General features: G+C 47.7%; 18 protein-coding genes, 10 tRNA genes and 3 rRNA genes. 30 read left to right on the plus strand and 1 reads right to left on the minus strand.

Features of this window, described 5'->3' with window-relative positions; genetic code table 11:
- Positions 1–33 precede the first annotated feature (33 nt).
- The 22 genes from NYE72_RS00660 to NYE72_RS00765 all read left to right on the plus strand — a co-directional run bounded on the left by NYE72_RS00660 (position 34) and on the right by NYE72_RS00765 (position 15,195).
- Positions 34–300, plus strand: a complete 267-nt coding sequence (locus NYE72_RS00660) for a pro-sigmaK processing inhibitor BofA family protein (protein WP_038568084.1) — start codon at positions 34–36, stop codon at positions 298–300.
- Between the two features lie 301 nt (positions 301–601).
- Positions 602–2,159: ribosomal RNA gene (locus NYE72_RS00665) — 16S ribosomal RNA — on the plus strand.
- Positions 2,160–2,283: 124 nt separating this feature from the next.
- Positions 2,284–2,400: ribosomal RNA gene (rrf, locus tag NYE72_RS00670) — 5S ribosomal RNA — on the plus strand.
- 46 nt (positions 2,401–2,446) lie between these two features.
- Positions 2,447–2,523: transfer RNA gene (locus tag NYE72_RS00675), tRNA-Ile, on the plus strand.
- 24 nt (positions 2,524–2,547) lie between these two features.
- Positions 2,548–2,623 (plus strand) — tRNA-Ala (locus tag NYE72_RS00680).
- Positions 2,624–2,788: 165 nt separating this feature from the next.
- A 23S ribosomal RNA gene (locus tag NYE72_RS00685) occupies positions 2,789–5,714 on the plus strand.
- Together the 16S, 23S and 5S rRNA genes with 10 tRNA genes alongside form the textbook arrangement of a ribosomal RNA operon.
- Positions 5,715–5,796: 82 nt before the next feature.
- Positions 5,797–5,888, plus strand: a tRNA-Ser gene (locus tag NYE72_RS00690).
- Between the two features lie 30 nt (positions 5,889–5,918).
- Positions 5,919–5,995 (plus strand) — tRNA-Met (locus NYE72_RS00695).
- An 8-nt stretch (positions 5,996–6,003) separates the two neighbouring features.
- Positions 6,004–6,079: transfer RNA gene (locus NYE72_RS00700), tRNA-Val, on the plus strand.
- A 32-nt stretch (positions 6,080–6,111) separates the two neighbouring features.
- A tRNA-Thr gene (locus NYE72_RS00705) sits at positions 6,112–6,187 on the plus strand.
- A gap of 14 nt (positions 6,188–6,201) precedes the next feature.
- Positions 6,202–6,279, plus strand: a tRNA-Asp gene (locus NYE72_RS00710).
- 62 nt (positions 6,280–6,341) lie between these two features.
- Positions 6,342–6,414: transfer RNA gene (locus tag NYE72_RS00715), tRNA-Phe, on the plus strand.
- Between the two features lie 8 nt (positions 6,415–6,422).
- Positions 6,423–6,508: transfer RNA gene (locus tag NYE72_RS00720), tRNA-Tyr, on the plus strand.
- A gap of 5 nt (positions 6,509–6,513) precedes the next feature.
- Positions 6,514–6,586 (plus strand) — tRNA-Lys (locus tag NYE72_RS00725).
- A gap of 149 nt (positions 6,587–6,735) precedes the next feature.
- Positions 6,736–7,830, plus strand: a complete 1,095-nt coding sequence (locus tag NYE72_RS00730; protein ID WP_036687042.1) for a helix-turn-helix domain-containing protein — start codon at positions 6,736–6,738, stop codon at positions 7,828–7,830.
- Between the two features lie 111 nt (positions 7,831–7,941).
- Positions 7,942–9,063 carry a sn-glycerol-3-phosphate ABC transporter ATP-binding protein UgpC gene (gene ugpC, locus NYE72_RS00735; protein WP_036687044.1) on the plus strand — a complete coding sequence of 374 codons (1,122 nt, stop codon included), beginning with the start codon at positions 7,942–7,944 and terminating at the stop codon, positions 9,061–9,063.
- 210 nt (positions 9,064–9,273) lie between these two features.
- Complete coding sequence (gene hprK / locus NYE72_RS00740; RefSeq protein ID WP_036687047.1) at positions 9,274–10,212, plus strand: HPr(Ser) kinase/phosphatase; 939 nt, start codon at positions 9,274–9,276, stop codon at positions 10,210–10,212.
- A gap of 12 nt (positions 10,213–10,224) precedes the next feature.
- Positions 10,225–11,256, plus strand: coding sequence for a prolipoprotein diacylglyceryl transferase (gene lgt, locus NYE72_RS00745; protein WP_076126827.1), 1,032 nt, complete (start codon positions 10,225–10,227; stop codon positions 11,254–11,256).
- Between the two features lie 5 nt (positions 11,257–11,261).
- Positions 11,262–11,918: a pyrophosphatase PpaX gene (ppaX, locus tag NYE72_RS00750; RefSeq protein WP_339211079.1), complete on the plus strand. Its 657-nt coding sequence runs from the start codon at positions 11,262–11,264 to the stop codon at positions 11,916–11,918.
- The gene (locus tag NYE72_RS00755; protein WP_170914218.1) at positions 11,915–12,424 is read left to right on the plus strand and encodes an acyltransferase; all 510 of its coding nucleotides are present in this window, start codon (positions 11,915–11,917) and stop codon (positions 12,422–12,424) included. Before ppaX ends, NYE72_RS00755 begins: the two co-directional genes overlap by 4 nt.
- 293 nt (positions 12,425–12,717) lie before the next feature.
- Positions 12,718–13,926, plus strand: a complete 1,209-nt coding sequence (locus NYE72_RS00760) for an acyltransferase (RefSeq protein WP_339211080.1) — start codon at positions 12,718–12,720, stop codon at positions 13,924–13,926.
- A 111-nt stretch (positions 13,927–14,037) separates the two neighbouring features.
- Positions 14,038–15,195 (plus strand): acyltransferase, encoded by a 1,158-nt coding sequence (locus tag NYE72_RS00765; RefSeq protein WP_339211082.1) that lies wholly within the window; start codon positions 14,038–14,040, stop codon positions 15,193–15,195.
- Between the two features lie 72 nt (positions 15,196–15,267).
- Here the strand turns inward: NYE72_RS00765 and gntK are convergent, their stop codons facing one another.
- Positions 15,268–16,797, minus strand: coding sequence for a gluconokinase (gene gntK, locus NYE72_RS00770; RefSeq protein ID WP_339212037.1), 1,530 nt, complete (start codon positions 16,795–16,797; stop codon positions 15,268–15,270).
- A gap of 280 nt (positions 16,798–17,077) precedes the next feature.
- On the opposite strand from gntK, the gene NYE72_RS00775 reads away from it, so the two are divergent.
- The 8 genes from NYE72_RS00775 (at position 17,078) to hisIE (ending at position 25,039) form a co-directional block, all read left to right on the plus strand.
- Positions 17,078–18,295 (plus strand): ATP phosphoribosyltransferase regulatory subunit, encoded by a 1,218-nt coding sequence (locus tag NYE72_RS00775; protein ID WP_036687060.1) that lies wholly within the window; start codon positions 17,078–17,080, stop codon positions 18,293–18,295.
- Positions 18,296–18,364: 69 nt separating this feature from the next.
- Positions 18,365–19,003: an ATP phosphoribosyltransferase gene (hisG, locus tag NYE72_RS00780; protein ID WP_036687062.1), complete on the plus strand. Its 639-nt coding sequence runs from the start codon at positions 18,365–18,367 to the stop codon at positions 19,001–19,003.
- Positions 19,004–19,041: 38 nt separating this feature from the next.
- Positions 19,042–20,352: a histidinol dehydrogenase gene (gene hisD, locus NYE72_RS00785; protein WP_036687064.1), complete on the plus strand. Its 1,311-nt coding sequence runs from the start codon at positions 19,042–19,044 to the stop codon at positions 20,350–20,352.
- Positions 20,339–20,947 carry an imidazoleglycerol-phosphate dehydratase HisB gene (gene hisB, locus NYE72_RS00790; RefSeq protein ID WP_036687073.1) on the plus strand — a complete coding sequence of 203 codons (609 nt, stop codon included), beginning with the start codon at positions 20,339–20,341 and terminating at the stop codon, positions 20,945–20,947. Before hisD ends, hisB begins: the two co-directional genes overlap by 14 nt.
- A gap of 1 nt (position 20,948) precedes the next feature.
- Positions 20,949–21,566, plus strand: coding sequence for an imidazole glycerol phosphate synthase subunit HisH (gene hisH / locus NYE72_RS00795; protein ID WP_038568103.1), 618 nt, complete (start codon positions 20,949–20,951; stop codon positions 21,564–21,566).
- A 147-nt stretch (positions 21,567–21,713) separates the two neighbouring features.
- On the plus strand, positions 21,714–22,451 hold the full coding sequence (hisA, locus tag NYE72_RS00800) for a 1-(5-phosphoribosyl)-5-[(5-phosphoribosylamino)methylideneamino]imidazole-4-carboxamide isomerase (RefSeq protein ID WP_339211084.1): 738 nt from the start codon (positions 21,714–21,716) through the stop codon (positions 22,449–22,451).
- Positions 22,452–23,570: 1,119 nt separating this feature from the next.
- The gene (hisF, locus tag NYE72_RS00805; RefSeq protein WP_076101059.1) at positions 23,571–24,329 is read left to right on the plus strand and encodes an imidazole glycerol phosphate synthase subunit HisF; all 759 of its coding nucleotides are present in this window, start codon (positions 23,571–23,573) and stop codon (positions 24,327–24,329) included.
- The gene (gene hisIE / locus NYE72_RS00810) at positions 24,326–25,039 is read left to right on the plus strand and encodes a bifunctional phosphoribosyl-AMP cyclohydrolase/phosphoribosyl-ATP diphosphatase HisIE (RefSeq protein WP_339211086.1); all 714 of its coding nucleotides are present in this window, start codon (positions 24,326–24,328) and stop codon (positions 25,037–25,039) included. The genes hisF and hisIE overlap by 4 nt, the downstream gene beginning before the upstream one ends.
- The last annotated feature ends 3 nt before the right edge of the window (positions 25,040–25,042 follow it).

Genomic DNA, 25,042 nt, shown 5'->3' on the forward strand with positions numbered 1-25,042 from the left:
GGGCTTATAAATAAATGTATAAGGGGGATCTACATGCTTAGAATGATAGCTATGGGCGTATTGATATTATCTGTTATCTTATTAGGTTTAGTTGTATTTAGAAAAAAGCTGGGTTTTGGGTGGCTAAGTTTATTTGGGGTTCATTTGGTATTGGCTGCACTCGGGATATATGTAGTGAACTTCTCAGGTTTGCTCACGCAGGTGTATATCCCTTTGAACCCTGCAACTATAGGCGCAGTAACGGTTCTTGGGCTTCCTGGCGTGGTTATGTTGCTCGGATTAAGAATAATTTTATTTTAATGCTTGACGTGGCTTTGAAAAATATGATACATTAAGTCTCGCCCGTTTGGACAAGCTGTTGATTAACAACTTGCTGAAACGGTCAAGCAAAAAAAGAAATTAAAAAAATGCTTGACGAAAACAAAGGCGCTGTGATATATTATAAAGGTCGCTGCTGACAAGCAACGACGACGAAAGATGAGACATTGATCTTTGAAAACTGAACAACGAGTGAGTGGGAAATCACGCAAGTGAAATCCAAATTAGAGAATTAATTTTCTCGTCAGATGTTTCAAAATGAGCATATCGCTCTTTTCAATACTAATTGGAGAGTTTGATCCTGGCTCAGGACGAACGCTGGCGGCGTGCCTAATACATGCAAGTCGAGCGGAGTTACTTTGAAAGCTTGCTTTCAAAGTAACTTAGCGGCGGACGGGTGAGTAACACGTAGGCAACCTGCCCTTCAGACTGGGATAACTACCGGAAACGGTAGCTAATACCGGATAATTTCTTTTTTCTCCTGAGAGAAGAATGAAAGACGGAGCAATCTGTCACTGAGGGATGGGCCTGCGGCGCATTAGCTAGTTGGTGGGGTAACGGCCCACCAAGGCGACGATGCGTAGCCGACCTGAGAGGGTGAACGGCCACACTGGGACTGAGACACGGCCCAGACTCCTACGGGAGGCAGCAGTAGGGAATCTTCCGCAATGGGCGAAAGCCTGACGGAGCAACGCCGCGTGAGTGATGAAGGTTTTCGGATCGTAAAGCTCTGTTGCCAGGGAAGAACGTCCGGTAGAGTAACTGCTACCGGAGTGACGGTACCTGAGAAGAAAGCCCCGGCTAACTACGTGCCAGCAGCCGCGGTAATACGTAGGGGGCAAGCGTTGTCCGGAATTATTGGGCGTAAAGCGCGCGCAGGCGGCTATTTAAGTCTGGTGTTTAAACCTTGGGCTCAACCTGAGGTCGCACTGGAAACTGGGTGGCTTGAGTACAGAAGAGGAAAGTGGAATTCCACGTGTAGCGGTGAAATGCGTAGATATGTGGAGGAACACCAGTGGCGAAGGCGACTTTCTGGGCTGTAACTGACGCTGAGGCGCGAAAGCGTGGGGAGCAAACAGGATTAGATACCCTGGTAGTCCACGCCGTAAACGATGAGTGCTAGGTGTTAGGGGTTTCGATACCCTTGGTGCCGAAGTTAACACAGTAAGCACTCCGCCTGGGGAGTACGGTCGCAAGACTGAAACTCAAAGGAATTGACGGGGACCCGCACAAGCAGTGGAGTATGTGGTTTAATTCGAAGCAACGCGAAGAACCTTACCAGGTCTTGACATCCCTCTGAATCTGCTAGAGATAGCAGCGGCCTTCGGGACAGAGGAGACAGGTGGTGCATGGTTGTCGTCAGCTCGTGTCGTGAGATGTTGGGTTAAGTCCCGCAACGAGCGCAACCCTTAACTTTAGTTGCCAGCAGGTAATGCTGGGCACTCTAGAGTGACTGCCGGTGACAAACCGGAGGAAGGTGGGGATGACGTCAAATCATCATGCCCCTTATGACCTGGGCTACACACGTACTACAATGGCCGGTACAACGGGAAGCGAAGCCGCGAGGTGGAGCCAATCCCATCAAAGCCGGTCTCAGTTCGGATTGCAGGCTGCAACTCGCCTGCATGAAGTCGGAATTGCTAGTAATCGCGGATCAGCATGCCGCGGTGAATACGTTCCCGGGTCTTGTACACACCGCCCGTCACACCACGAGAGTTTACAACACCCGAAGTCGGTGGGGTAACCCGCAAGGGAGCCAGCCGCCGAAGGTGGGGTAGATGATTGGGGTGAAGTCGTAACAAGGTAGCCGTATCGGAAGGTGCGGCTGGATCACCTCCTTTCTATGGAGAATCGTTCTCTGCAATGAGGACATTCAAATCGGAAGTTTAACTTCCATAATAGAACCTTCGGGTTCGAACACTCACTCGTGTTCAGTTTTGAAAGAGCAAGTCTCTTTCGCATGCGTTTGGTGGCGATAGCGGAGGGGTTCCACACGTACCCATCCCGAACACGACCGTTAAGCCCTCCAGCGCCGATGGTACTTGGACCGAAGGGTCCTGGGAGAGTAGGACGTTGCCAAGCGGACAACCAATTCATTGGTTGATTCACAATGTTATATATGTTATATGGGCTTTTAGCTCAGTTGGTTAGAGCGCACCTCTGATAAGGGTGAGGTCGGTGGTTCGAGTCCACCAAGGCCCACCATATAACATTATAGAGTAATTTTATGGGGCCATAGCTCAGCTGGGAGAGCGCCTGCCTTGCAAGCAGGAGGTCAGCGGTTCGATCCCGCTTGGCTCCACCATAAATTTTTAAATGAATAACTTTTTTAACTTGATCCTTGAAAACTGGATACCGAAACGAATTTGCGTTTTAGAACATCTTTTAGCAACTTGTGCAAACAAGTAAATGTTATTAGTGAGATTTTTCAAAGAAGATATCGTTCGATATTTTCCTACGGAAAAATCAAGGTTAAGCTAATAAGAGCACACGGAGGATGCCTAGGCGCCAGGAGCCGACGAAGGACGTGGCGAACAACGAAACTGCCTCGGGGAGCTGTAAGCAAGCTTTGATCCGGGGGTGTCCGAATGGGGAAACCCAGCTGTGGTAATTCGCAGTTACTCATACCTGAATACATAGGGTGTGTAGAGGCAGACCAGGGGAACTGAAACATCTAAGTACCCTGAGGAAGAGAAAACAATAGTGATTCCGTCAGTAGCGGCGAGCGAACGCGGAACAGCCTAAACCAAGGGGCTTGCCTCTTGGGGTTGTGGGACGTCTCACATGGAGTTACAAAGGAATATGGTAGGTGAAGAGGTCTGGAAAGGCCCGCGATAGAGGTAAAAGCCCTGTAGCCTAAACTGTGTTCTCTCCGAGACGGATCCCGAGTAGTGCGGGGCACGTGAAACCCCGTATGAATCCAGCAGGACCATCTGCTAAGGCTAAATACTACCTGGCGACCGATAGTGAAACAGTACCGTGAGGGAAAGGTGAAAAGCACCCCGGAAGGGGAGTGAAATAGAACCTGAAACCGTGTGCTTACAAAAAGTCAGAGCCCGATCTATGGGTGATGGCGTGCCTTTTGTAGAATGAACCGGCGAGTTACGTTTAACATGCAAGGTTAAGCCGAGAAGGTGGAGCCGCAGCGAAAGCGAGTCTGAATAGGGCGAATGAGTATGTGGACGTAGACCCGAAACCGTGTGATCTACCCCTGTCCAGGGTGAAGGTGCGGTAACACGCACTGGAGGCCCGAACCCACGTACGTTGAAAAGTGCGGGGATGAGGTGGGGGTAGCGGAGAAATTCCAATCGAACTCGGAGATAGCTGGTTCTCCCCGAAATAGCTTTAGGGCTAGCCTCGGTATAAGAGTAGTGGAGGTAGAGCACTGATTGGGTGCGGGGTCCGCAAGGATTACCAAGCTCAGTCAAACTCCGAATGCCATATACTTATTGCCGGGAGTCAGACAGTGAGTGCTAAGATCCATTGTCAAAAGGGAAACAGCCCAGACCATCAGCTAAGGTCCCCAAGTGTGTGTTAAGTGGGAAAGGATGTGGAGTTGCACAGACAACCAGGATGTTGGCTTAGAAGCAGCCACCATTGAAAGAGTGCGTAATAGCTCACTGGTCGAGTGACTCTGCGCCGAAAATGTAACGGGGCTAAACACACCACCGAAGCTATGGCTAGATACTATGTATCTGGGGTAGGGGAGCGTTGTGTAGGGGTTGAAGGTGTACTGAAAAGAGCGCTGGACACTACACAAGTGAGAATGCCGGTATGAGTAACGAAAAGATCAGTGAGAATCTGATCCGCCGAAAGCCCAAGGTTTCCTGAGGAAGGCTCGTCCGCTCAGGGTAAGTCGGGACCTAAGGCGAGGCCGAAAGGCGTAGTCGAAGGACAACAGTTTGAAATTACTGTACCACCGTAATCCGCTATGAGCGATGGGGTGACGCAGGAGGGTAGTGACGCGGACTGATGGATGTCCGTCTAAGCAGTGAGGCTGATGTGTAGGCAAATCCGCACATCGTTAAGGCTGGGCTGTGATGGGGAGCGAAAATTATAGTAGCGAAGGTCATGATCTCACACTGCCAAGAAAAGCCTCTAGCCAGGAGAAGGTGCCCGTACCGCAAACCGACACAGGTAGGCGAGAAGAGAATTCTAAGGCGCGCGGAAGAACTCTCGTTAAGGAACTCGGCAAAATGACCCCGTAACTTCGGGAGAAGGGGTGCCCCGGTAGTGTGAATAGCACGAGGGGGCCGCAGTGAAAAGGCCCAAGCGACTGTTTAGCAAAAACACAGGTCTGTGCGAAGCCGCAAGGCGAAGTATACGGGCTGACGCCTGCCCGGTGCTGGAAGGTTAAGGGGAGTGGTTAGGGGTAACCCGAAGCTATGAACCGAAGCCCCAGTAAACGGCGGCCGTAACTATAACGGTCCTAAGGTAGCGAAATTCCTTGTCAGGTAAATTCTGACCCGCACGAATGGCGTAACGACTTGGGCGCTGTCTCAACGAGAGATCCGGTGAAATTTTAATACCTGTGAAGATGCAGGTTACCCGCGACAAGACGGAAAGACCCCATGGAGCTTTACTGCAGCTTGATATTGAATTTGGGTACGATCTGTACAGGATAGGTGGGAGCCGTAGAAATCGGAGCGCAAGCTTCGGTGGAGGCGCCGTTGGGATACCACCCTGATCGTATCTAGGTTCTAACCTAGTACCCTAATCGGGTACGGGGACCGTGTCAGGCGGGCAGTTTGACTGGGGCGGTCGCCTCCTAAAGAGTAACGGAGGCGTTCCAAGGTTCCCTCAGAATGGTTGGAAATCATTCGCAGAGTGCAAAGGCATAAGGGAGCTTGACTGCGAGACCTACAAGTCGAGCAGGGACGAAAGTCGGACTTAGTGATCCGGTGGTACCGCATGGAAGGGCCATCGCTCAACGGATAAAAGCTACCCTGGGGATAACAGGCTTATCTCCCCCAAGAGTCCACATCGACGGGGAGGTTTGGCACCTCGATGTCGGCTCATCGCATCCTGGGGCTGAAGTAGGTCCCAAGGGTTGGGCTGTTCGCCCATTAAAGCGGTACGCGAGCTGGGTTCAGAACGTCGTGAGACAGTTCGGTCCCTATCTGTCGTGGGCGCAGGAAATTTGAGAGGAGCTGTCCTTAGTACGAGAGGACCGGGATGGACGTACCGCTGGTGCACCAGTTGTTCCGCCAGGAGCATGGCTGGGTAGCTACGTACGGACGGGATAAGCGCTGAAAGCATCTAAGCGTGAAGCCCCCCTCAAGATGAGATTTCCCAATTAGTAAGACCCCTTGAAGACGACGAGGTAGATAGGTTGGAGGTGGAAGTGCAGCAATGCATGGAGCTGACCAATACTAATCGGTCGAGGGCTTATCCTATACTTAGAATGCAGATTCGTTTCGGATTCAGTTTTCAGGGAGTCAAATTCCTGTTTGGATTGCTGTGGTACTGATATCGTTTGGAGAGATACCCAAGTGGCTATAAGGGGACCCTCTGCTAAGGGGTTAGACTGCGTAAGCGGTGCGTGGGTTCGAATCCCACTCTCTCCGCCATTTTCAATCCATAGCAATACTAATTATTGTGGCGGTGTAGCTCAGCTGGCTAGAGCGTACGGTTCATACCCGTGAGGTCGGGGGTTCGATCCCCTTCGCCGCTACCATAATACCTGGAGGCTTAGCTCAGCTGGGAGAGCATCTGCCTTACAAGCAGAGGGTCGGGGGTTCGATCCCCTCAGCCTCCACCATTTTCATCTTTTTAGAATTGCTTTTACACCGTGCCGGTGTAGCTCAACTGGTAGAGCAACTGACTTGTAATCAGTAGGTTGGGGGTTCAAGTCCTCTCGCCGGCACCATTTTTAATTAATGCGGAACCGTGGTGTAGTTGGCCTAACATGCCTGCCTGTCACGCAGGAGACCGCGGGTTCGAATCCCGTCGGTTCCGCCATTTTTTCCACAAAATGAGTGGGAAGTGTAAGACTTTTCCGCTTAATTGTCATGTAATCTTATGGCTCGGTAGCTCAGTCGGTAGAGCAGAGGACTGAAAATCCTCGTGTCGGCGGTTCGATTCCGTCCCGAGCCACCTTTTTTGGGGGATTAGCGAAGTGGCCAAACGCATCAGACTGTAAATCTGCTCACGTACGTGTTCGGTGGTTCGAATCCATCATCCCCCACCATTTATGAGCCATTAGCTCAGTTGGTAGAGCACCTGACTTTTAATCAGGGTGTCGAAGGTTCGAGTCCTTCATGGCTCATCCCAAACAGAAAGTCATCACCTTATGGTGGTGGCTTTTTTTGTGTTTTTATGTCGTATTATAGTAGCGCGCTGCTGTAGTGATTAACATAATATTAGAGAATATGCTAAAATAGGCGAAAAGAGCAAAAGTGGTGGAGTATGGTGACTATGGATAGCGAAACATTGCGGAAAAAGTTAGAGCAGCTCACCGGAAAGAAAACCGGAATCAAGCAGTTAGGTAGGCAACATTCAGCTTCTCTTTTTAGCCTGGGATTGGAAGCACAGGAACAGCCGGTAATCCATGAGGGTCATCTTTGGGCACCATTATATGAGACTGATGGACGTGTAACCGCTGTCTGGGTGGAATTGGATGGACTTAACTCTTTGGAAATTCAATTAGTGAATTATGCGGTTCGAAACTTTGCAATTGCACTAAAAGCTACTGGGGTTAGAGAAGAAGGGGAAGCGGAGGCTCGGCAGCTGGGTACCTGGTTGAACACCGAACTGGAGCAAGAGAAAAATGACTCTGAGATACCCGATGAGATGGCTCTAAAGGGACGTTTATTCGGAGATATGGTTCCATTCCTACTTAGCAGTGAGAATGCACATAGCCCGCAGATCACTTATCGTTCCTTAATGAAGCTGTTGCGCAGCTATTTTGAGAATGAAATTCTGCTTATACCTCTTCAAGAAAAAGAATGGTTAATATTGGCCCGGAAGGAACTACTCACGGGCGGAGATGATAAGGATGAGGAAGAAGAGAGTGTAGATGAAATTCTGGCTCAGACCAGCATGGGCTTACACGAACTGATAGCCAGCGAATGGGTAGGTGTATTCCATTTGGCTGTAGCTCCGGCTATTGTTCCTGTTAAGGGATTGACGGGATCCGTGGCCTTGCTGAGGGAGACTATTGTACTTGGACGTATTTTCCAAGTGGGTGAATATATTCATTTACCTTGGGAGCTGCATCTGGAACGTTTGGTTAACAGCATTCCTGATGCACGGCGTAAACAGTTACTTGGACAGATTGGCGACTATTCTTCCGTATTATCGGATAAAGAGATGCTGATGACCCTGGAGACGTTTTTTGAGATGGATTGTAATGTGAGTGAAACAGCCAAGAAGCTATATATTCATCGCAACACGCTTTTATACCGTCTGGACAAGATCAAACAGGAGACTGGTGCGGATGTGCGTAGCTTTGGGGACGCTGCTATTGTGAAGCTTACTATGCTTTTGTATAAAGTGACGAAAAGGAAATAGGTTTTTTGTGAACGTTACAAATAGCCACCGTGTCCCGTCTAGGGTAATATAAATGTACAAGGAAAAAAGAATTTTTCAATTAATCAATAATTAACTCGAGGGGGAAATACAATGGCAGGCGTACGTTTAGAGCATATTTTCAAAAAATACCCGGGTTCAGATAAAGCAACAGTAATGGATATCAATCTTGATATTAAAGATAAGGAATTTCTAGTATTGGTTGGACCATCCGGTTGCGGTAAATCCACAACTTTGCGTATGATCGCTGGTCTGGAAGAAATCTCCGAAGGTAAAATGTACATTGGCGATCGTGTAGTCAACGACGTTGCACCTAAAGACCGCGATATCGCGATGGTATTCCAATCCTACGCCCTGTATCCGCATATGAGCGTATACCAAAACATGGCTTTCGGTTTGAAACTTCGTAAAGTGAAGAAAGATGAAATCGACAAGAAAGTACGTGAAGCTGCTAGAATTCTCGATATCGAGCATTTGCTAGATCGTAAACCAAAAGCACTTTCCGGTGGTCAACGCCAACGTGTCGCTTTGGGACGCGCTATCGTACGTGATCCACAAGTCTTCTTGATGGATGAGCCTCTTTCCAACTTGGATGCTAAACTTCGTGGTCAAATGCGCGCTGAAATCACTAAACTGGTTAAACGCCTTGAAACCACTTGTATCTACGTAACGCATGACCAAACAGAAGCTATGACAATGGGTGACCGTATCGTAGTTATGTATGATGGTATCATTCAACAAGCTGCTTCCCCTGAAGAGTTGTACAATGAACCAACTAACCTGTTCGTAGCTGGATTTATCGGATCCCCTACAATGAACTTTATCAATGGTACTTTGTCCGAAGCAAACGGTTCTGTCCGTTTCCGTGCTGAGAACCTTGATGTTGAAGTACCAGGCGGAAAAGCTCAAATCATCCGCAGCAAAGGCTACATTGGCAAAGAAGTAATTATGGGCGTTCGTCCAGAAGATATCCATGAAGAGCCAGTATTCTTGGAAGCTTCCCCGAACACAATCTTTACTTCATTGGTTGATGTAACTGAAAACCTTGGTCACGAAATGCTCCTTTACTTGAGCGGCCTTGGTAAATCTACTGTAATCGCTCGTGTAGATGGACGTTCCACTACTCGCGAAGGCAGCAAGCCAAAATTGGCTATCGATATGAACAAAGTTCACTTCTTCGATAAAGAATCCGAAGTTAACATTCTGTTGGGATAAGATCGCAGGATCTTTTCTCTCTTGATAAAGCCACCCGAAAGGGTGGCTTTATTGTTTAATTAGGGTCGTAATGGATAGGCGTTAAGATTGCATTCACAAGCGTTATCAATTAAGATAGCAGGAGAATTACCTCCGGAATTGTAATGAGATCGCTGTCAACCGGACGCAGTAAGCGGACATATACCGCAGGTGACGAAAGGACGAATTTACATGGCTAAGAAAGTAAAAGTATCTGAATTGGTACAACATTTTCAATTAGAGGTTATTTCCGGCCAGGAAGGTCTAAAGCGACCTATTACGGTAGATGACCTGAATCGCCCTGGACTAGAGATTGCTGGTTATTTCGAATATTATCCGGAAGAACGTGTTCAACTATTAGGTAAGACAGAACTCGCATTCTTCTCCATGCTGCCTGAAGCTGAACGTAAAAGTAGGCTTCGTGGAATCTGTAATGACAATACCCCTTGTATCGTAATTACCCGTAGTTTGGATGTACCACAGGAGTTAATTGATATAAGTAATGAAAAGGGACTTCCTGTGCTTCGTAGCTCGATGGCTACGACTATTTTCTCCAGCCGTTTGACGAGCTTCTTAGAAGGGAGATTAGCCCCTACAGCAACGATTCATGGTGTACTCTGTGATGTATATGGTGTAGGTATGCTGATTACTGGTAGTAGTGGTATTGGTAAGAGTGAGACAGCCCTTGAACTTGTAAAACGTGGACATAGACTGATCGCTGATGATGCCGTGGAAATCCGCCAGACTTCAGATAACCAGCTGCATGGTACAGCCCCTGAGTTGATCCGTCACTTGTTGGAAATTCGCGGAGTAGGTATCATTAACGTAATGACACTTTTTGGTGCGGGTGCTATCCGTAATCATAAACGGATTACACTTGTCGTTAGATTAGAGGCTTGGCAGCAAGACAAGCAGTATGACCGGCTTGGACTTGATGAGGAAACGACGCGGATTATTGATACCGATGTTCCACTTGTAACCATTCCTGTACGTCCAGGACGTAACCTTGCCGTTATTATTGAGGTTGCTGCGATGAACTATCGCCTGAAGCAAATGGGTTTTAATGCAGCCCTGCAGTTTACGAATAAGTTAACTGCGACCATATCTGAGGATATGGACGATCTCGATTAGGAGTGTGAGACAATGTTCCCATTAGCAATAGATCCTATTGTATTCTCAATTGGATCACTGCCTGTACACTGGTACGGGTTAATACTAGGGGTCGGTGCACTCGCGGGATTATTTCTTGCGATCCGCGAGGGCAAACGGTTCGGAATCCCGCAAGAATTCTTTATGGATATGCTGCTACTGGGTGTACCCTCGGCAATTATAGGGGCACGGATTTATTTTGTAGCTTTTAAATGGGACGATTATAAGCATAATCTGATAGACGTCTTTAAGATCTGGAATGGCGGCATCGCCATTTACGGCGCATTAATAGGAGCGATTATTTGCGGAATTATTTATTTCCGTTATAAGGGTTACCCTTTCTGGCGTATTGTTGATATTTGCGCACCTGGACTACTGGCGGGTCAAATGATTGGCCGCTGGGGAAACTTTGTCAACCAAGAGGCATACGGCAGCGTAGTTGAGGAATCTTTTTTACGGGATAAACTGCATTTACCTGACTTCATCGTTAATCAAATGTACATAGGGGATGCTTTTCATCATCCGACTTTCCTGTATGAATCTCTTTGGAGCTTACTAGGGATTGCGTTATTGATGGTTCTCCGTCGTCAGAAGTTTGTACGTGCAGGAGAAATCTTCATGTCTTACTTTATATGGTATTCCATCGGTCGGTTCTTCATCGAGGCTGTGCGTACTGACAGTTTAGCTTTTAACGGAAGTGCAGGACTGGCTTCGTTTATAAATGGCTTATGGAGTCCGATGGAATGGTTAGGTTTTGAACAAGGATATCTGGATCCTGCCTATGGTAATATTCGTATTTCTCAGCTGCTTTCTCTACTGATTATTGTGGCAGCTATATTGCTGATCGTTATTCGCAGAGTAACCGGAGAGCCTAAAGCACATTATTCTGACCCTATCGTATGTACTAAACCGATCCAAGCAGATACTGTAGTGCCAGAAAGCGCAGTAAATACACCGCAGAAAACTCGTCAAGGAACACAACCTGAGCAAGGACAGCCAGCGGATGGAGATAAGAAGGAGCAGTAAAACTTATGATAGAATGCGTTCTTTTTGATCTGGATGGAACGATTGTCGATACGAATGAGCTAATCATTAGCTCATTTATGTACGCGCTGAAGGACAATGGTCTGGCTCCACTGACCAGAGAAGAGATAATTCCGCATATGGGAACAACCCTTCAGCAACAGATGAGAGTATTCTCTGGACTAGAGGATGTAAATGGCACGTTAGAAAAGTCCTATCGTTCTTATAATAATAAGCATCATGATGAGTTAGTGCGGTCCTTCCCGCTTGTAAAGGAGACCATTGAGGAGCTCTCGCGTCGTGGGATCAAACTTGGGATTGTAACTACTAAGATCCGTCCAACAACGATCAAGACTCTGGAAAGGTTCGATTTGCTTAAGTACATGGATACGATTGTGACTGTGAACGATGTTACTGAACCAAAGCCACATCCGGAGCCCGTTCTGACAGCGGTCAAAAACCTTGGCGTTGATCCTCGTAAAACCTTAATGATAGGTGACAGTGCGGTTGATATTCAATCAGCCAAAGCTGCCGGTGTATACGCTGTTGGAGTATCTTGGTCTTTGAAGGGCGAGGATACGCTCCGCAAGTATGATCCGGACTTTATCATCCATAACATGAAGGATATTATAGAAATTATGGAGCGAGGAACGAATGAATCGTGAGAAACGTAACCCGTTATCCAGTAGAAGGTCATAACTCACTTTGGTATATTTACCGTACGGTCAGCCCTTGGAAGGGTGTCCGCAACTTTATTTTTATTCAGATTGCCCGCTATTGTCCGATTCTACCGTTAAAGAATTGGATCTATCGACGGATGCTGGGGATGAAGGTTGGTAAACACACGGCTTTTGGTCTTATGGCAATGGTGGATGTGTTTTTTCCGGAGAAAATAACGGTAGGTGAGAATTCTATTATTGGTTATAACACGACGATTCTAGCGCATGAGTATCTGATCAAGGAATATCGCCTGGGCGAAGTGGTGATCGGTGAAAATGTATTGATCGGCGCGAATACAACGATTCTTCCCGGTGTAACCATTGGAGATTGGGCAGTTATAGCTGCTGGCTCCGTGGTGCACAAAAATGTGGCAGCTGGCTCTTTTGTCGGGGGCAATCCACTGCGAGAGCTGCGCCCCTCTTCAACGGAAGAACATGCGGAACAAGTGTAAACGATGCTTTTTTAACCCTGCAGTTACATATTGCGTTTTTTTAGCGCAGGTTCTGCAGGGTTTCTTGCGTCTTAGAGAAGATTATTAAGGAAACTTTAAGTTCTTCTTAAGTTTTTAGAACAGATACATTCGATATAATTAGCGTTAGTGATAAGGCGAATCCCACGCTAGGCATTCAGCTTCAAATATCAGAATGTAAAATCAGCAGGTGCAGGCTTCCTGGTATTTTCAGTTTCCACATTCCGCTTAGCGTCTCTATGAACAACCATCATAGTAGAGAAGAGGAATATAATATGAACACTGCGAGACAGGAAAGGCTGCCCCAGCTGGATATCTTCAGAGCATTAGCGATCTTAGGTGTACTGCATGTGCATTCCTCATCTTTTGCCGCTGGAGAGCAGGCACTGCATTCACCTTATTATTACTGGCTGAACTGGATCAACATTTTCTTTAAATTCGGTACGCCCTCATTTATTTTTCTGAGCAGCTTCGTATTGTTTTATAATTATTATGGGCGCCCTGTGACACGCAGCTTGATTAATAATTTCTACCGTCGTCGATTAAAGTATATTTTATTGCCTTATCTGCTAGCCTCTATGGGCTATTACGCACTAACCTTATATGTGAACGGACGATTGACCCAGAACCTCGGTGGCAACCTGTACAGCTTTATTAGAGCGTTATTCTCAGGTTCCGCATATGCGCATTTGTACTTTGTATTTATCAGCATTCAGTTTTATTTGCTTTTTCCAGTACTGCTTAAGCTACTCCAGAGTTCCCGCTTTTTAATAAAATGGGCGATTCCACTCGGATTGGCACTTCAGTGGGGGTTTATTTTCTGGAATAAATACGAACTGCACATTGTTGAAAAAGGGAGCTTGGCGATCTCTTATCTGGCTTATTATATGATGGGCGCTTATATCGCGATTCACTTTGAGAAGGTGAAGACGTGGCTGATGAAGCCATGGAGGCAGCTAACTGCCAAGCAAAAAGGATGGACTGCCCTGTTAGTGAGCGGGTGGTTAATTGCAGCCTTTATCCATGTGCAGCTATGGTATGTGGCCCGCCATTTTGGGGTGTGGACGGATTCGTTGTGGTACGAGCTATTATGGAATGTCCATACGATGTTATCAGCATTGGTTCTGTTGTATGCTACATTTCTGATCTATCGTAAGGCTCCTCGCGGGATTGTTGCTTTTTTTACTCGTTTGGGTGAACTCTCCTTTGCGATATATTTGATTCATCCGCTATTGCTGGCAGTATATCGCAGGTTCCGATATCAGATTCCCCTAGAGTCGCTAACATATGTTTTGTTCATCTACGGAGGGCTTGTGGTCGCACTGGGAGGGAGCTGGCTTATTGTGCAGTTTGCTTTCCGGCGAGTTCCGGGATCATGGATTATTTTTGGAAGCGTGCCTCGCTCTTTGGAGTCCAGTCCGCAGGAAAAGTCAGGTTATATCCCTGAGGAACGGGCAAAGGGATTCGTGCAGCAGGAGAAATAACGTTAAAAGAAGGTCTCATACACGCACACGCTTAAACGTGGGGAGGTAGCCTTCATAATACTTGATTAAAAAGGCATCACTTCGATGCGGAGCTTAACAGGAGGAAAGATTATGAGACAAAAAGAAAGAATTCCGCAGCTGGATATTTTTCGGGCGATTGCTATTTTTGCAGTGCTGGCTATTCATGCTACTTCACGAACGTTGGCGGAGACACTAGGCACAAACATGTTTCATCCGTTCTTATTTATTAATAAATTCAGCCAGTTCGCCGTACCTTCATTCATATTTTTGAGTGGGTTCGTGCTCTTCTATAACTATATTGACCGTCCGCTGGGTGGCAAAACGCTAGGAAAGTTCTACTCTAGAAGGCTGCTTTATATTATTGTGCCTTATGTAGTATTTTCACTGCTGTATTTTGCGTTAAAAATGAATGCCGGGAATACTTGGGGCTTACCTCCGGGGGAGATGGCTTCTAAGCTATGGAAGTATTTATGGACAGGAACGGCATATACGCATCTGTATTATATTATTATCATTATTCAGTTTTACGTGTTATTTCCGCTTATTTTGTGGTGCTTGCAAAAGGTTCGTCATCTGGCGGCTTGGGCGCCGCTGATCGGGTTATTACTACAGTGGGGTTTTGTGCTGCTGAATAAATACATGACCAATCACGGGTATTGGCAGTTATCCAAGGGGAGTCTGGCGATTACTTATTTCTCGTATTTCCTGCTGGGTGCTGGGATTGCGGTGTATTATTCTTCTTTGAAAAAATGGCTAGTGCCTTCACGTGAAGGCTGGCGCGCCGGTAAAGGTCCGGTTTGGATTACGTTGTGGTTGTTATGGATTGTAGCAGGGGTTGTTCATGTTGAGCTATGGTTTAATAACTACACGAAAAAAACTGTCATCAACAGCTTATGGTATGAGGGTTTCTCTAATCTGCATGCGCTGCTCTCTTGTGTGGTGCTGTTGCAAATCTCCTTCTTGCTCTATGGAGCAGGTCGAAGCTTGCTGACAAGACTCTTGGTATCCGTGGGAGCATGCTCCTTCGGGATTTATCTATTACACCCTATGTTGCTGTATTTCTATAGAAAATTACCGTTTCACGGGGGTTCTCTTGCGTACATCGCAGCAATTGCAGGAGGATGGCTTGTTGCGCTGCTGGTTTCATGGCTGGCAGTGGCTCTCGTCTTCCGGTATGTGCCTGCGTCTTGGATTGTTTTTGGATCGGGCGCACCAAAGAAAGCAAAAACAGGTTCCAAAAGTGCATAGTCTACTGCTAGGTAATATAAAAGCGTCGGTCTCCCGTATGTGCGGGTTGACCGGCGCTTTTTATTTTTTGCTCTATTCTCCAGCTTGTTCCCGCTGAAACTCCGCAATAGCTTGATACTGGCTTTCCAGACTACGGTAGACGGAAATATAAATCGGCAGCAGCTGCTTGTACACTTTGGTATGTTCATCAATCGGATCATGCTGGTAAGTTGAGCCGATCATGTCGAATACAACATCGAAGGAGTCCACGCGGCCCGTTGCGTAAAGTCCAAGCACTACTGCTCCGAGGCAGGAGCTTTCGATACTCTCCGGAATGATGACCTCTTGATCAAAAATATCAGACATCATCTGCCGCCATACTGAGGAGCGGGCAAAGCCCCCTGTAGCCAGAATTTTGCTAGGACGCCCGATTTGCTCTTCCATAGCCAGCAGAACCATATACATATTGAAAATTACGCCTTCTAGTACCGAGCGAATCATATGCTCCTTATGGTGATTCATCGAAAGGCCGAAGAAGGAGCCACGAGCATCAGGATTCCACAGCGGTGCCCGTTCACCAGTTAAGTAAGGATGGAACAAAAGACCACCGCTACCTGCCGGAACTTGTTCCGCGATGCGCGTTAGAACCTCGTAAGGGTCAATGCCAAGACGTTTGGCGGTTTCGACTTCAGAAGCAGCGAACTCATCCCGTACCCAGCGGAACAACATACCGCCGTTATTAACGGGTCCTCCGATCACCCAATGTTTTGGGGTTAAGTTATAACAGAAGGTCCGTCCTTTAGGGTCGGTAAGCGGGTGATCGACTACGGTACGAATCGCTCCGCTTGTTCCAATCGTAGCGGCCACTACACCGGGCTTAATCGCGCCTACGCCAAGGTTGGACAAGACGCCATCACTGGCTCCTACGACAAAAGGTGTGGCCGGGAGCAGTAACAGCTCCTCTGCTAGACCGGGAAGCAGGCCTTGCATGATCTCTGTGGTGGGAACAAGCCGTGAGAGTTGATCTGGTGAAATATGGGCTATCTCCAGGGCCTCTTTATCCCACTCCAAAAGTTTAAGGTTGAGCATGCCTGTAGAAGAGGCAATGGAATGATCGATGATGTATTCGCCGAACAGCCGAGCGAATATGTATTCTTTTATAGAAATGAATTTATAGGCTTGTTGGAACAACTCAGGCTGCTCATCCCGAAGCCACATTAGCTTGGTAATCGGTGACATAGGATGAATAGGTGTTCCTGTGCGCAAATACAACTCATGTCCGTTAAACTCGTTCTTCAGGCGAAGTGCAGACCCGGCACTACGGTTGTCAGCCCAAGTGATGCAGGCAGTAAGTGGTTTACCTAGCTGATCAATTGCAATGACACTGTGCATGGCTGAACTGAAAGAGACGAATAGGATCTTATCTGGAGTTACGGCGCTTTGCCGCATGACATTAGAGATGGTATGAAAGACTGCACCTAGGATTTGCTCTGGGTCCTGCTCCGCTATAGAAGGGGAGGGTTGATGCAAGGGATAACCCATATTCGCTTGTGAAACTATGGCTCCATTCTCCTCGAAGAGAACTGCCTTTGTACTTGTAGTACCAATATCAACGCCAATCATATAGGATTTAGTCAAGCGTTAGCCCTTCTTTCTAGGTGAAAGTATATTTTTAGAACACCAATTACAAAATTATGAAGTACAATCGTATTAGCTCATTATAGTATTCGATAAGCGGGGAGGCAAAAATAAAGAAAATGCCAAACGCTCGACTAAGGGTTTGATTGACGAAAAAGCAGTGAACATGATACGATATTGAAAATACTTTAATTTGCTACCACTTTACCATAGTAAAGTAAACATAAACAGTATCTAATGATAACTGACGAGGTGAACAATGAAGATGTCCAAACCAAAGGGATTTGAGAAGCCGTCTGGCGTTCGGGACTATCTGCCCCGGGCCGTAACGAAATTGCGCAAAATTGAGAACGATGTACTGCATTGCATGAGTCGCTGGGGATATCAGCAAATGATGACTCCAACGTTGGAATATTACGATACAGTTGGCGTGGCTAGCTCTACGTCCGACCAGAAGCTCTATAAATTACTTAACAATCGTGGTCAGGCTTTGGTGCTTCGATCAGAAATGACTGCCCCGGTTGCCCGTGTTGTTGCCTCTCTATTGAAGGATGAGCCACTGCCATTGCGTCTGTCATATCACGCGAATGTATTCCGTGCTATTGAGGAAGAAGCGGGGCGGGAAGCGGAGTTCTTCCAGACAGGTGTAGAGCTGGTAGGTGATGATTCACCAGAGGCCGATGCGGAGGTAGTGGCGCTTGCTATTTCTTCGCTGCAAGCCGCGGGTGTGAAGTCTTTTAAGATCGCTATGGGGCATGTAGGCTTTCTGAATGGGTTATTTCAAGAGGCACTTCCTGAATTACCCGAGGCTCAAGAGGAGCTGAAAAGTCATTTGCTGGGCCGTGACTATGTTTCTTTCCGGGAGACTTTACGGCGGCTGGATCTTACAGAAGCGCAGAAGAACGAACTGGATGGGCTGCTGCGTCTGCGCGGAGGCAAGGAGATTTGTGGACAGGCGCTAGAGCTGAGCAATCATCCGCTCGCCCGTCATTCGATTGATCATTTGTGCAAGGTGTGGGAGGTGCTGGTCTCTTACGGCGTATCACAGCATGTACTGATTGATCTGACGATGATCGGGGACTTTTCCTATTATACAGGCATGACTTTTGAAGGTTATGCAGCGGAATTAGGATTTCCGGTATGCAGCGGTGGTAGATACGACAATCTGCTGCAACAGTTTGGGCGTCCGATCCCATCCACAGGATTTTCCTTAAAAACGAATCGCATCCTGGATGGTGTAACTGGAGTGGTCGAAGAGGAAGAGCTGCCTATTTTGATCCAATATGATGCGATTCGCAGAAAAGAAGGCTTGGAAGAGGCAACACGCCTGCGGTCAGAGGGTCATGCAGTCGTTACTAGACTTGCTGCAGGTCCAGAAGAGCTTGAAACGGTGAAGCGTTTGGATACGGACACGGTTGAAGCAGAGGGTGTACGGTACGGTGAAATCTATACATTCGTATCTTTTGTAAGTGAGCATGGCTGAGGATATCGCTAGTACAAAAAGCGATTAACATAAATTTTGCATGGAGATGGAAAAGGAGGCAACTTAACAATGGCACAGATATTGAAGGTGGCTATGCCAAAAGGCCGGATTTACGAAAAGGCTGCTGAGCTGTTCCGCCAGGCAGGTCTTCCGATTCCACCGGACGGTGAGGCATCACGCAAGCTTGTTATTCCGCTGCCTGAGGCAGGGATGGAGTTTATATTGGCGAAACCAGTAGATGTACCTACATATGTAGAATATGGCGTGGCGGATATTGGGATCGTGGGCAAGGATGTTTTGCTGGAGGAAGATCGTGATGTATACGAGCTGCTTGATCTTGGCATTGCCCGCTGCCGGATGTCTATCATCGGATTGCCGAACTGGCAGCCGGGGATTCAGCAGCGTGTAGCGACGAAATATCCGAATGTAGCTTCAAGGTATTTTAGGGAGCAGGGCCAACAGGTCGAGGTCGTGAAGCTGAATGGATCCATCGAGCTTGCACCACTGATTGGTCTGGCCGATCGTATCGTGGATATGGTAGAGACCGGGCAAACGCTGCGGGACAACGGATTAATCGAAATGAAGAGTATATTCGAAATTACAAGCCGCCTGGTGGCGAATCGTGTGAGCTATCGGATGAAAAATGAAGAGATACAGCAACTGTGTGACCGACTACAGGCAGTTATAGGGCAACCTAATTTGCGGTAGGCGGCAACAGATGTTAGGGGTAAAGGGAGGAACCAGCGATGAAGGTTGTGTCGAGCAAGGACTTTAAGCTAGAGCGGGAAGTGGAGTATGGTACGCCAGAGCAAAATCAGGCGGTAAAGGAAATTGTGGCCGCCATTAAAAAAGAAGGAGACACGGCGCTTCTTCGCTATACGGAGCAATTTGACCGGGTCGTACTTACGCCGAATCAGCTGCGGGTAACCCCGGAAGAGCTTCAGGCAGCATATGGCCGAGTAGAGCAATCTTTCGTATCCGCTATTCAAGCGGCTGCAGCCAATATCCGGGCGTTCCATGCCAGACAGAAACGGAATTCATGGATGGACTTGCAGCCGGATGGCACGATCTTGGGGCAGATTATTCGTCCGCTGAAGCGGGTAGGGGTATATGTACCTGGTGGCAAAGCAGCTTATCCCTCCTCGGTGCTGATGAACGTGATCCCAGCACAGATCGCGGGTGTGCCGGAGATCGTCATGGTGACTCCGCCATCCACCGGCGGCAAAGAAGGGATTGACCCTTATATCCTGGTTGCTGCCGCAGAAGCAGGTGTGAATGAAATCTACCGTGTGGGCGGAGCACAGGCGGTAGCTGCTTTGGCTTTTGGTACGGAGAGCATAGCGCCGGTAGATAAAATATGTGGACCCGGCAACATATACGTTGCGCTGGCTAAACGCGAGGTATATGGCGCCGTGGATATCGACAGTATCGCGGGTCCCAGCGAAATTGTCGTGCTGGCAGATGAGACCGCTGAGCCGGCCTATGTCGCAGCGGATCTGCTCTCGCAGGCCGAGCATGACGAGATGGCCTCGGCGATTCTGGTCACGCCATCGCAGAGCCTGGCGGATAGCGTGGCGGCCGAAGTGGAGCGTCAGCTGCAAGAACTGCCGCGTCAGGCGATCGCCCGTTCTTCCGTAGAGAATTACGGCGCGATCATTGTTGTGGAATCTATGGAGGAAGGGATCTCCGTAGTGAATAGACTGGCACCAGAACATCTGGAGATTGTTGTCGAAGATCCTATGGGCCTCGTAGGCAGCATTGAGAATGCTGGAGCCATCTTCCTGGGAGCGTATAGCTCCGAGCCCGTGGGTGATTATTTTGCCGGGCCAAATCATATTATCCCAACCAATGGGACCGCACGTTTCTCGTCACCAGTGGATGTGGATGATTTTATTAAAAAATCAAGTCTGATCTATTACAGTAAGGAAGCACTCTTGCGTGATGGGAAGACCATTATAGAGCTGGCACGCCGCGAAGGGTTAGAAGGCCACGCACGAGCCATTGAGATTCGACTCAAGAACGAAGGAAAAGGTGGAGACGGATATGGAGAACAATAACGAACAGGCCTTGCGCCAAGCTGGATTAAGCCGCAAAACAAACGAGACGGATATAAAGTTGTCTCTTAATGTAGATGGAAGTGGAGTTTCAGAGCTGGAGACGGATGTTCCTTTTCTGAATCATATGTTGGATCTGTTCACGAAGCACGGACAATTTGACCTGTCTGTACAGGCGCGTGGAGACATCGAGATTGATGACCACCACACGGTTGAAGACATTGGGATCTGCCTAGGGCAGGCGCTGCACGAAGCACTGGGTGATAAAAAAGGAATCAAACGTTATGCGAGTGTTTTTGTACCGATGGATGAAGCTTTGGCGCAGGTTGTGATCGATATCAGCAATCGCCCGCACTTTGAATATCGTGCAACCTATCCTTCACAGCAGGTAGGCAGCTTTTCGACGGAGCTTGTTCAGGAGTTCCTGTGGAAGTTCGCGCTCGAAGCACGGATTACGTTGCATGTTATCGTACACTACGGTTCTAACACTCATCACATGATTGAGGCTGTATTCAAAGCGCTTGGACGGGCGCTGGATGAGGCAACTTTGATTGATCCACGTGTGAAGGGTGTGCCTTCTACGAAGGGAGTGCTGTAGGATGACTGTTGCAATCGTCGATTATGGCATGGGCAACCTGCACAGTGTGAGCAAGGCGGTAGAACGTCTCGGTTATGAGTGTGTAGTGACGGGTGATGCCGAGCAAATTCTCGCTGCTGATAGTGTCATTCTGCCAGGTGTCGGTGCATTTGGCGATGCGATGGGGCATCTGCGGGAGAATGGTTTGGATCTTGTCGTCAAACAGGTAGCCGCTGGAGAGCAGCCTCTGCTTGGGATCTGTCTTGGCATGCAGCTGTTGTTTAGCACCGGTGAAGAGCATGGCAGCCATGAGGGGCTAGATATTCTCTCGGGTTCAGTGGTGCGGTTCGCTCCTAGAGATGGCTATAAGGTGCCGCATATGGGGTGGAACAAGCTCAGCTTTAGACAGCCGGAGAATCCGCTTTTTGTTGGCCTTGAGGAGGGGCATGTGTATTTTGTCCACTCTTATCACGCGCTTGTAGCAAAAGAGAGTGATCTGCTGGCTGTCACAGATTATGGTTACCCAGTCACGGCTATTGTCGGGCAAGATAATGTGTTCGGTATGCAGTTCCATCCGGAAAAAAGCGGAGAGCTGGGAATCAAGCTGTTGGGTAATTTTTTGAAATATAAGAAAGTATAAGTTTCACAATACACTTTATCCTTATATTTCTCGCTTAAACGCTTACCGTCCTTATAAGGACGACGAAGGCGTTTATACTTGAAGATTAAGAGAGAGCGGGCGTAAGCCACGCTATAAATATAATGTAACGAAAGTGGGGAGCGCCAAATGTCTTCTTTTATTGTATATCCGGCGATTGATATCCGGGATGGAAAATGCGTCAGGCTGCAGCAGGGGGATTACAATCAGGAAACGATATACAATGATAGTCCACTAAAGGTGGCAAAATCATGGGAAGAGCAAGGTGGAAAGTTCATTCATTTGGTGGACTTAGATGGTGCGAAAGCAGGTCATCCTGTGAACGATGCGATCATCGGTGCTATTGCTGCTAATGCTAACGTTCCTGTGCAGGTGGGCGGCGGTCTTCGCAATCTTGCGGACGTAGAGAAATTGCTCGGACTTGGCGTTAGCCGCGTCATTATCGGTACTGCTGCGATTAACGATCATGCTTTTACCGAAGAGGTATTGGCAAAATACGGCGATAAAGTAGCGATTGGCATTGATGCGCGCAACGGTTATGTTGCTACACACGGCTGGCTGAACACTTCCGAAGTTCGTGCTGAAGCTCTTGCCAAAGAATTGGCGGCAAAAGGAGCCGAGACGTTCATTTACACCGACATCTCCCGTGACGGGATGATGCAGGGGCCGAACGTGGACGGTATCCTGTCCATGGCGCAAGCCAGCGGTAAAACAGTGATCGCCTCCGGCGGAGTCACCAGTCTTGATGATCTGTTGCGTCTGAACGTGCACAACGGCAGCGGTGTGGGTGGAGCTATTGTTGGCAAGGCGTTATACACGGGCAATATTGATCTTTCTGAAGCTTTGCGAGCGCTTGGGCAGAAGTAGCGTTGGGCGAACGCGCTAATTCATGAGCGGATGAACAAAAAGACGACATGGGTTAGCCAAGGAATAGTGGATCAATGAAACAGACAGAACCAACAGTGGGTTAAAGAAATAGACTTAACAGTAACGTAGTGAACACATATCACCAAATCACCAAATCACCAAACTAAATTAATAGACGAGCGAATGAACAAAAAGACAACAGTTGAGCAATCCAATGAGCAGTGGATAAAAGAAATAGACGTAACAGTAAATGAGTAACTAATAATAATTAAATGAACGCCCAGAGAAGCAAACTAGCAAAAGTTAAACGAACAAACTAGTAAACCAGCAAAAGGGCTAAACAACAAAGCAACAAAAGAGCTAAAACAAACCAGCTGACCAATAAAGCAACAAACCCAACTAGCTAATGTGTTTCACTTTGTACAATCAAAACTGGTTAAAAATCTCCTTTTCGTGGATTCTACAGGAAACTATTGCACGAAATGCAACAGACTGCTCAACTAGAGGGTATGAGTTCGATTCTATTGCACTGAGTGCAATAGAATGTTGAACTAAGCTGGTTATCGGCTAAAACCCGCTGCACAATCTGCTACAATAGGCGTAATTAGGCGGCGGGGGGGTATTTTTCCTCGGATGATGATTTAAGTGTACTTTATACAGCTATTTTTCCTTTTTAGAGCTGATTAGCTAATTTAGTTGTATTTCGTGCAGCTATAACTCAGAGATGAGTTGATTTATAAGCTCATCCCCAGATTTAGTTGTACGAAATGCAGTTAAAAGAGTGGCTTGCAAAAAGGCTGATAAAATAACTGCACGTTGTGCAACTAAATACTCGTGGGCTTGCAGGTGGCGCGAGCTCTTACGACCACATAAGGGTCAAAACCGCGGAACATGAAGGTGTTATGGATCTAGGAAGTGGCCCCGAAGGGGTTAGCGATCATAGCACATGTTCAGTAGTGTGGGCTATGGTTCAGCCGGGTGGGCTATGATCCGCCATGCCAACAATCAAGGTTTCCAAAGGGCAGGGGCCCTTGGGCTCCCCCTGGGCTAAGAGGGCTTTAGGGGGACCGACACACTTTAGGCGTTTGAAACGCTTTTTAAAGAAAGGGGGATTTCATAATGTTAGCAAAACGTATCATCCCTTGTCTTGACGTTAAGGATGGACGGGTAGTCAAAGGCGTTAACTTTGTGAATCTGCGTGATGCTGGAGATCCGGTAGAGCTAGCGGCACTGTATGACCGCGAGGGCGCAGACGAGCTTGTGTTTCTAGATATATCGGCTTCCGTAGAAGGTAGAGCAACGATGATCGAGGTTGTGCGGCAGACCGCCGGTGAGATTGCCATTCCTTTTACAGTGGGTGGAGGGATCTCTACAACTGATGATATGAAAAGGATTCTTCGTGCAGGCGCAGACAAAATCGGCATTAATACGGCAGCCATCACTAATCCTCAGTTAATTTTGGAGGGTGCTCGCCGATTTGGCTCCCAGTGTATTGTAGTAGCGATAGATGCTAAATATAATGAGGCTTTTGGTGAATGGGAAGTGTACACTCATGGCGGGCGTAAGCCCACCGGCATCCGTGCTCTGGCTTGGGCTAAAGAAGCTGAAAAGCTGGGCGCAGGCGAGATTTTGCTCACTAGTATGGATGCAGATGGCACAAAAGACGGCTTCGATCTGAAGCTAACCTCGGCAGTATGCGATTTGCTCAGTATTCCTGTGATTGCTTCTGGCGGCGCTGGGAAGAAGGAGCATTTTTACGATGTATTTACGGAAGGGAAAGCCGATGCGGGACTTGCGGCGACCATTTTTCACTATAAAGAGATTGCAATTAATGATTTAAAGGCAGATTTGAAGCAAAAAGGGGTAGAAATCCGATGAGCGAAACACAAAAGAATACAACAATAAGCCAAAAAGAAGCTCTGGCAGGCATTCGCTGGAATGAAGCCGGTCTGGTGCCTACGGTTGTTCAGGATGCTAGCAGTTTAGAGGTACTGATGGTTGCTTATATGAACTCCGAATCGTTACAGCTTTCACTGGAGAGTGGTCAGACTTGGTTTTGGAGCCGCTCACGCAGCGAACTTTGGCATAAAGGCGGAACCTCAGGCAACACACAAGCTATTACCTCCATATCCTATGATTGTGATAGCGACACACTACTCGTGAAGGTTGTGCCTGAAGGACCAGCTTGCCATACTGGAGCTGCGTCATGCTTTTTCCGTGAGATTCCTTTGAATAACCCAATAACAGATGCTTCGAAACCAGTGTCTAGTTTGACAGATGGTGAGCGTTTTGCTGTTCTTGGTGAGCTGGAGCGTGTGATTGCTGAGCGGGAAGTGGAACGCCCGGAAGGCGCGTATACCACTTATTTGTTTGATAAAGGCGTGGATAAGATCCTCAAAAAGGTAGGCGAGGAAGCTTCCGAGACCATTATTGCCGCCAAAAATAAAGATAACGCCGAGCTGCGCCTTGAAGTCAGTGATCTGATCTATCATCTGTTGGTATTGCTGCAAGAACGTAAGCTTCCACTGGATGAGATTATGGAAGAGTTGAGTACCCGTCACGAACGCCCACGCCGGGATCAGTACTAAGGG

It is taken from the genome of Paenibacillus sp. FSL L8-0333 (genome assembly GCF_037965665.1).
Lineage (GTDB): Bacteria > Bacillota > Bacilli > Paenibacillales > Paenibacillaceae > Paenibacillus_AQ > Paenibacillus_AQ odorifer.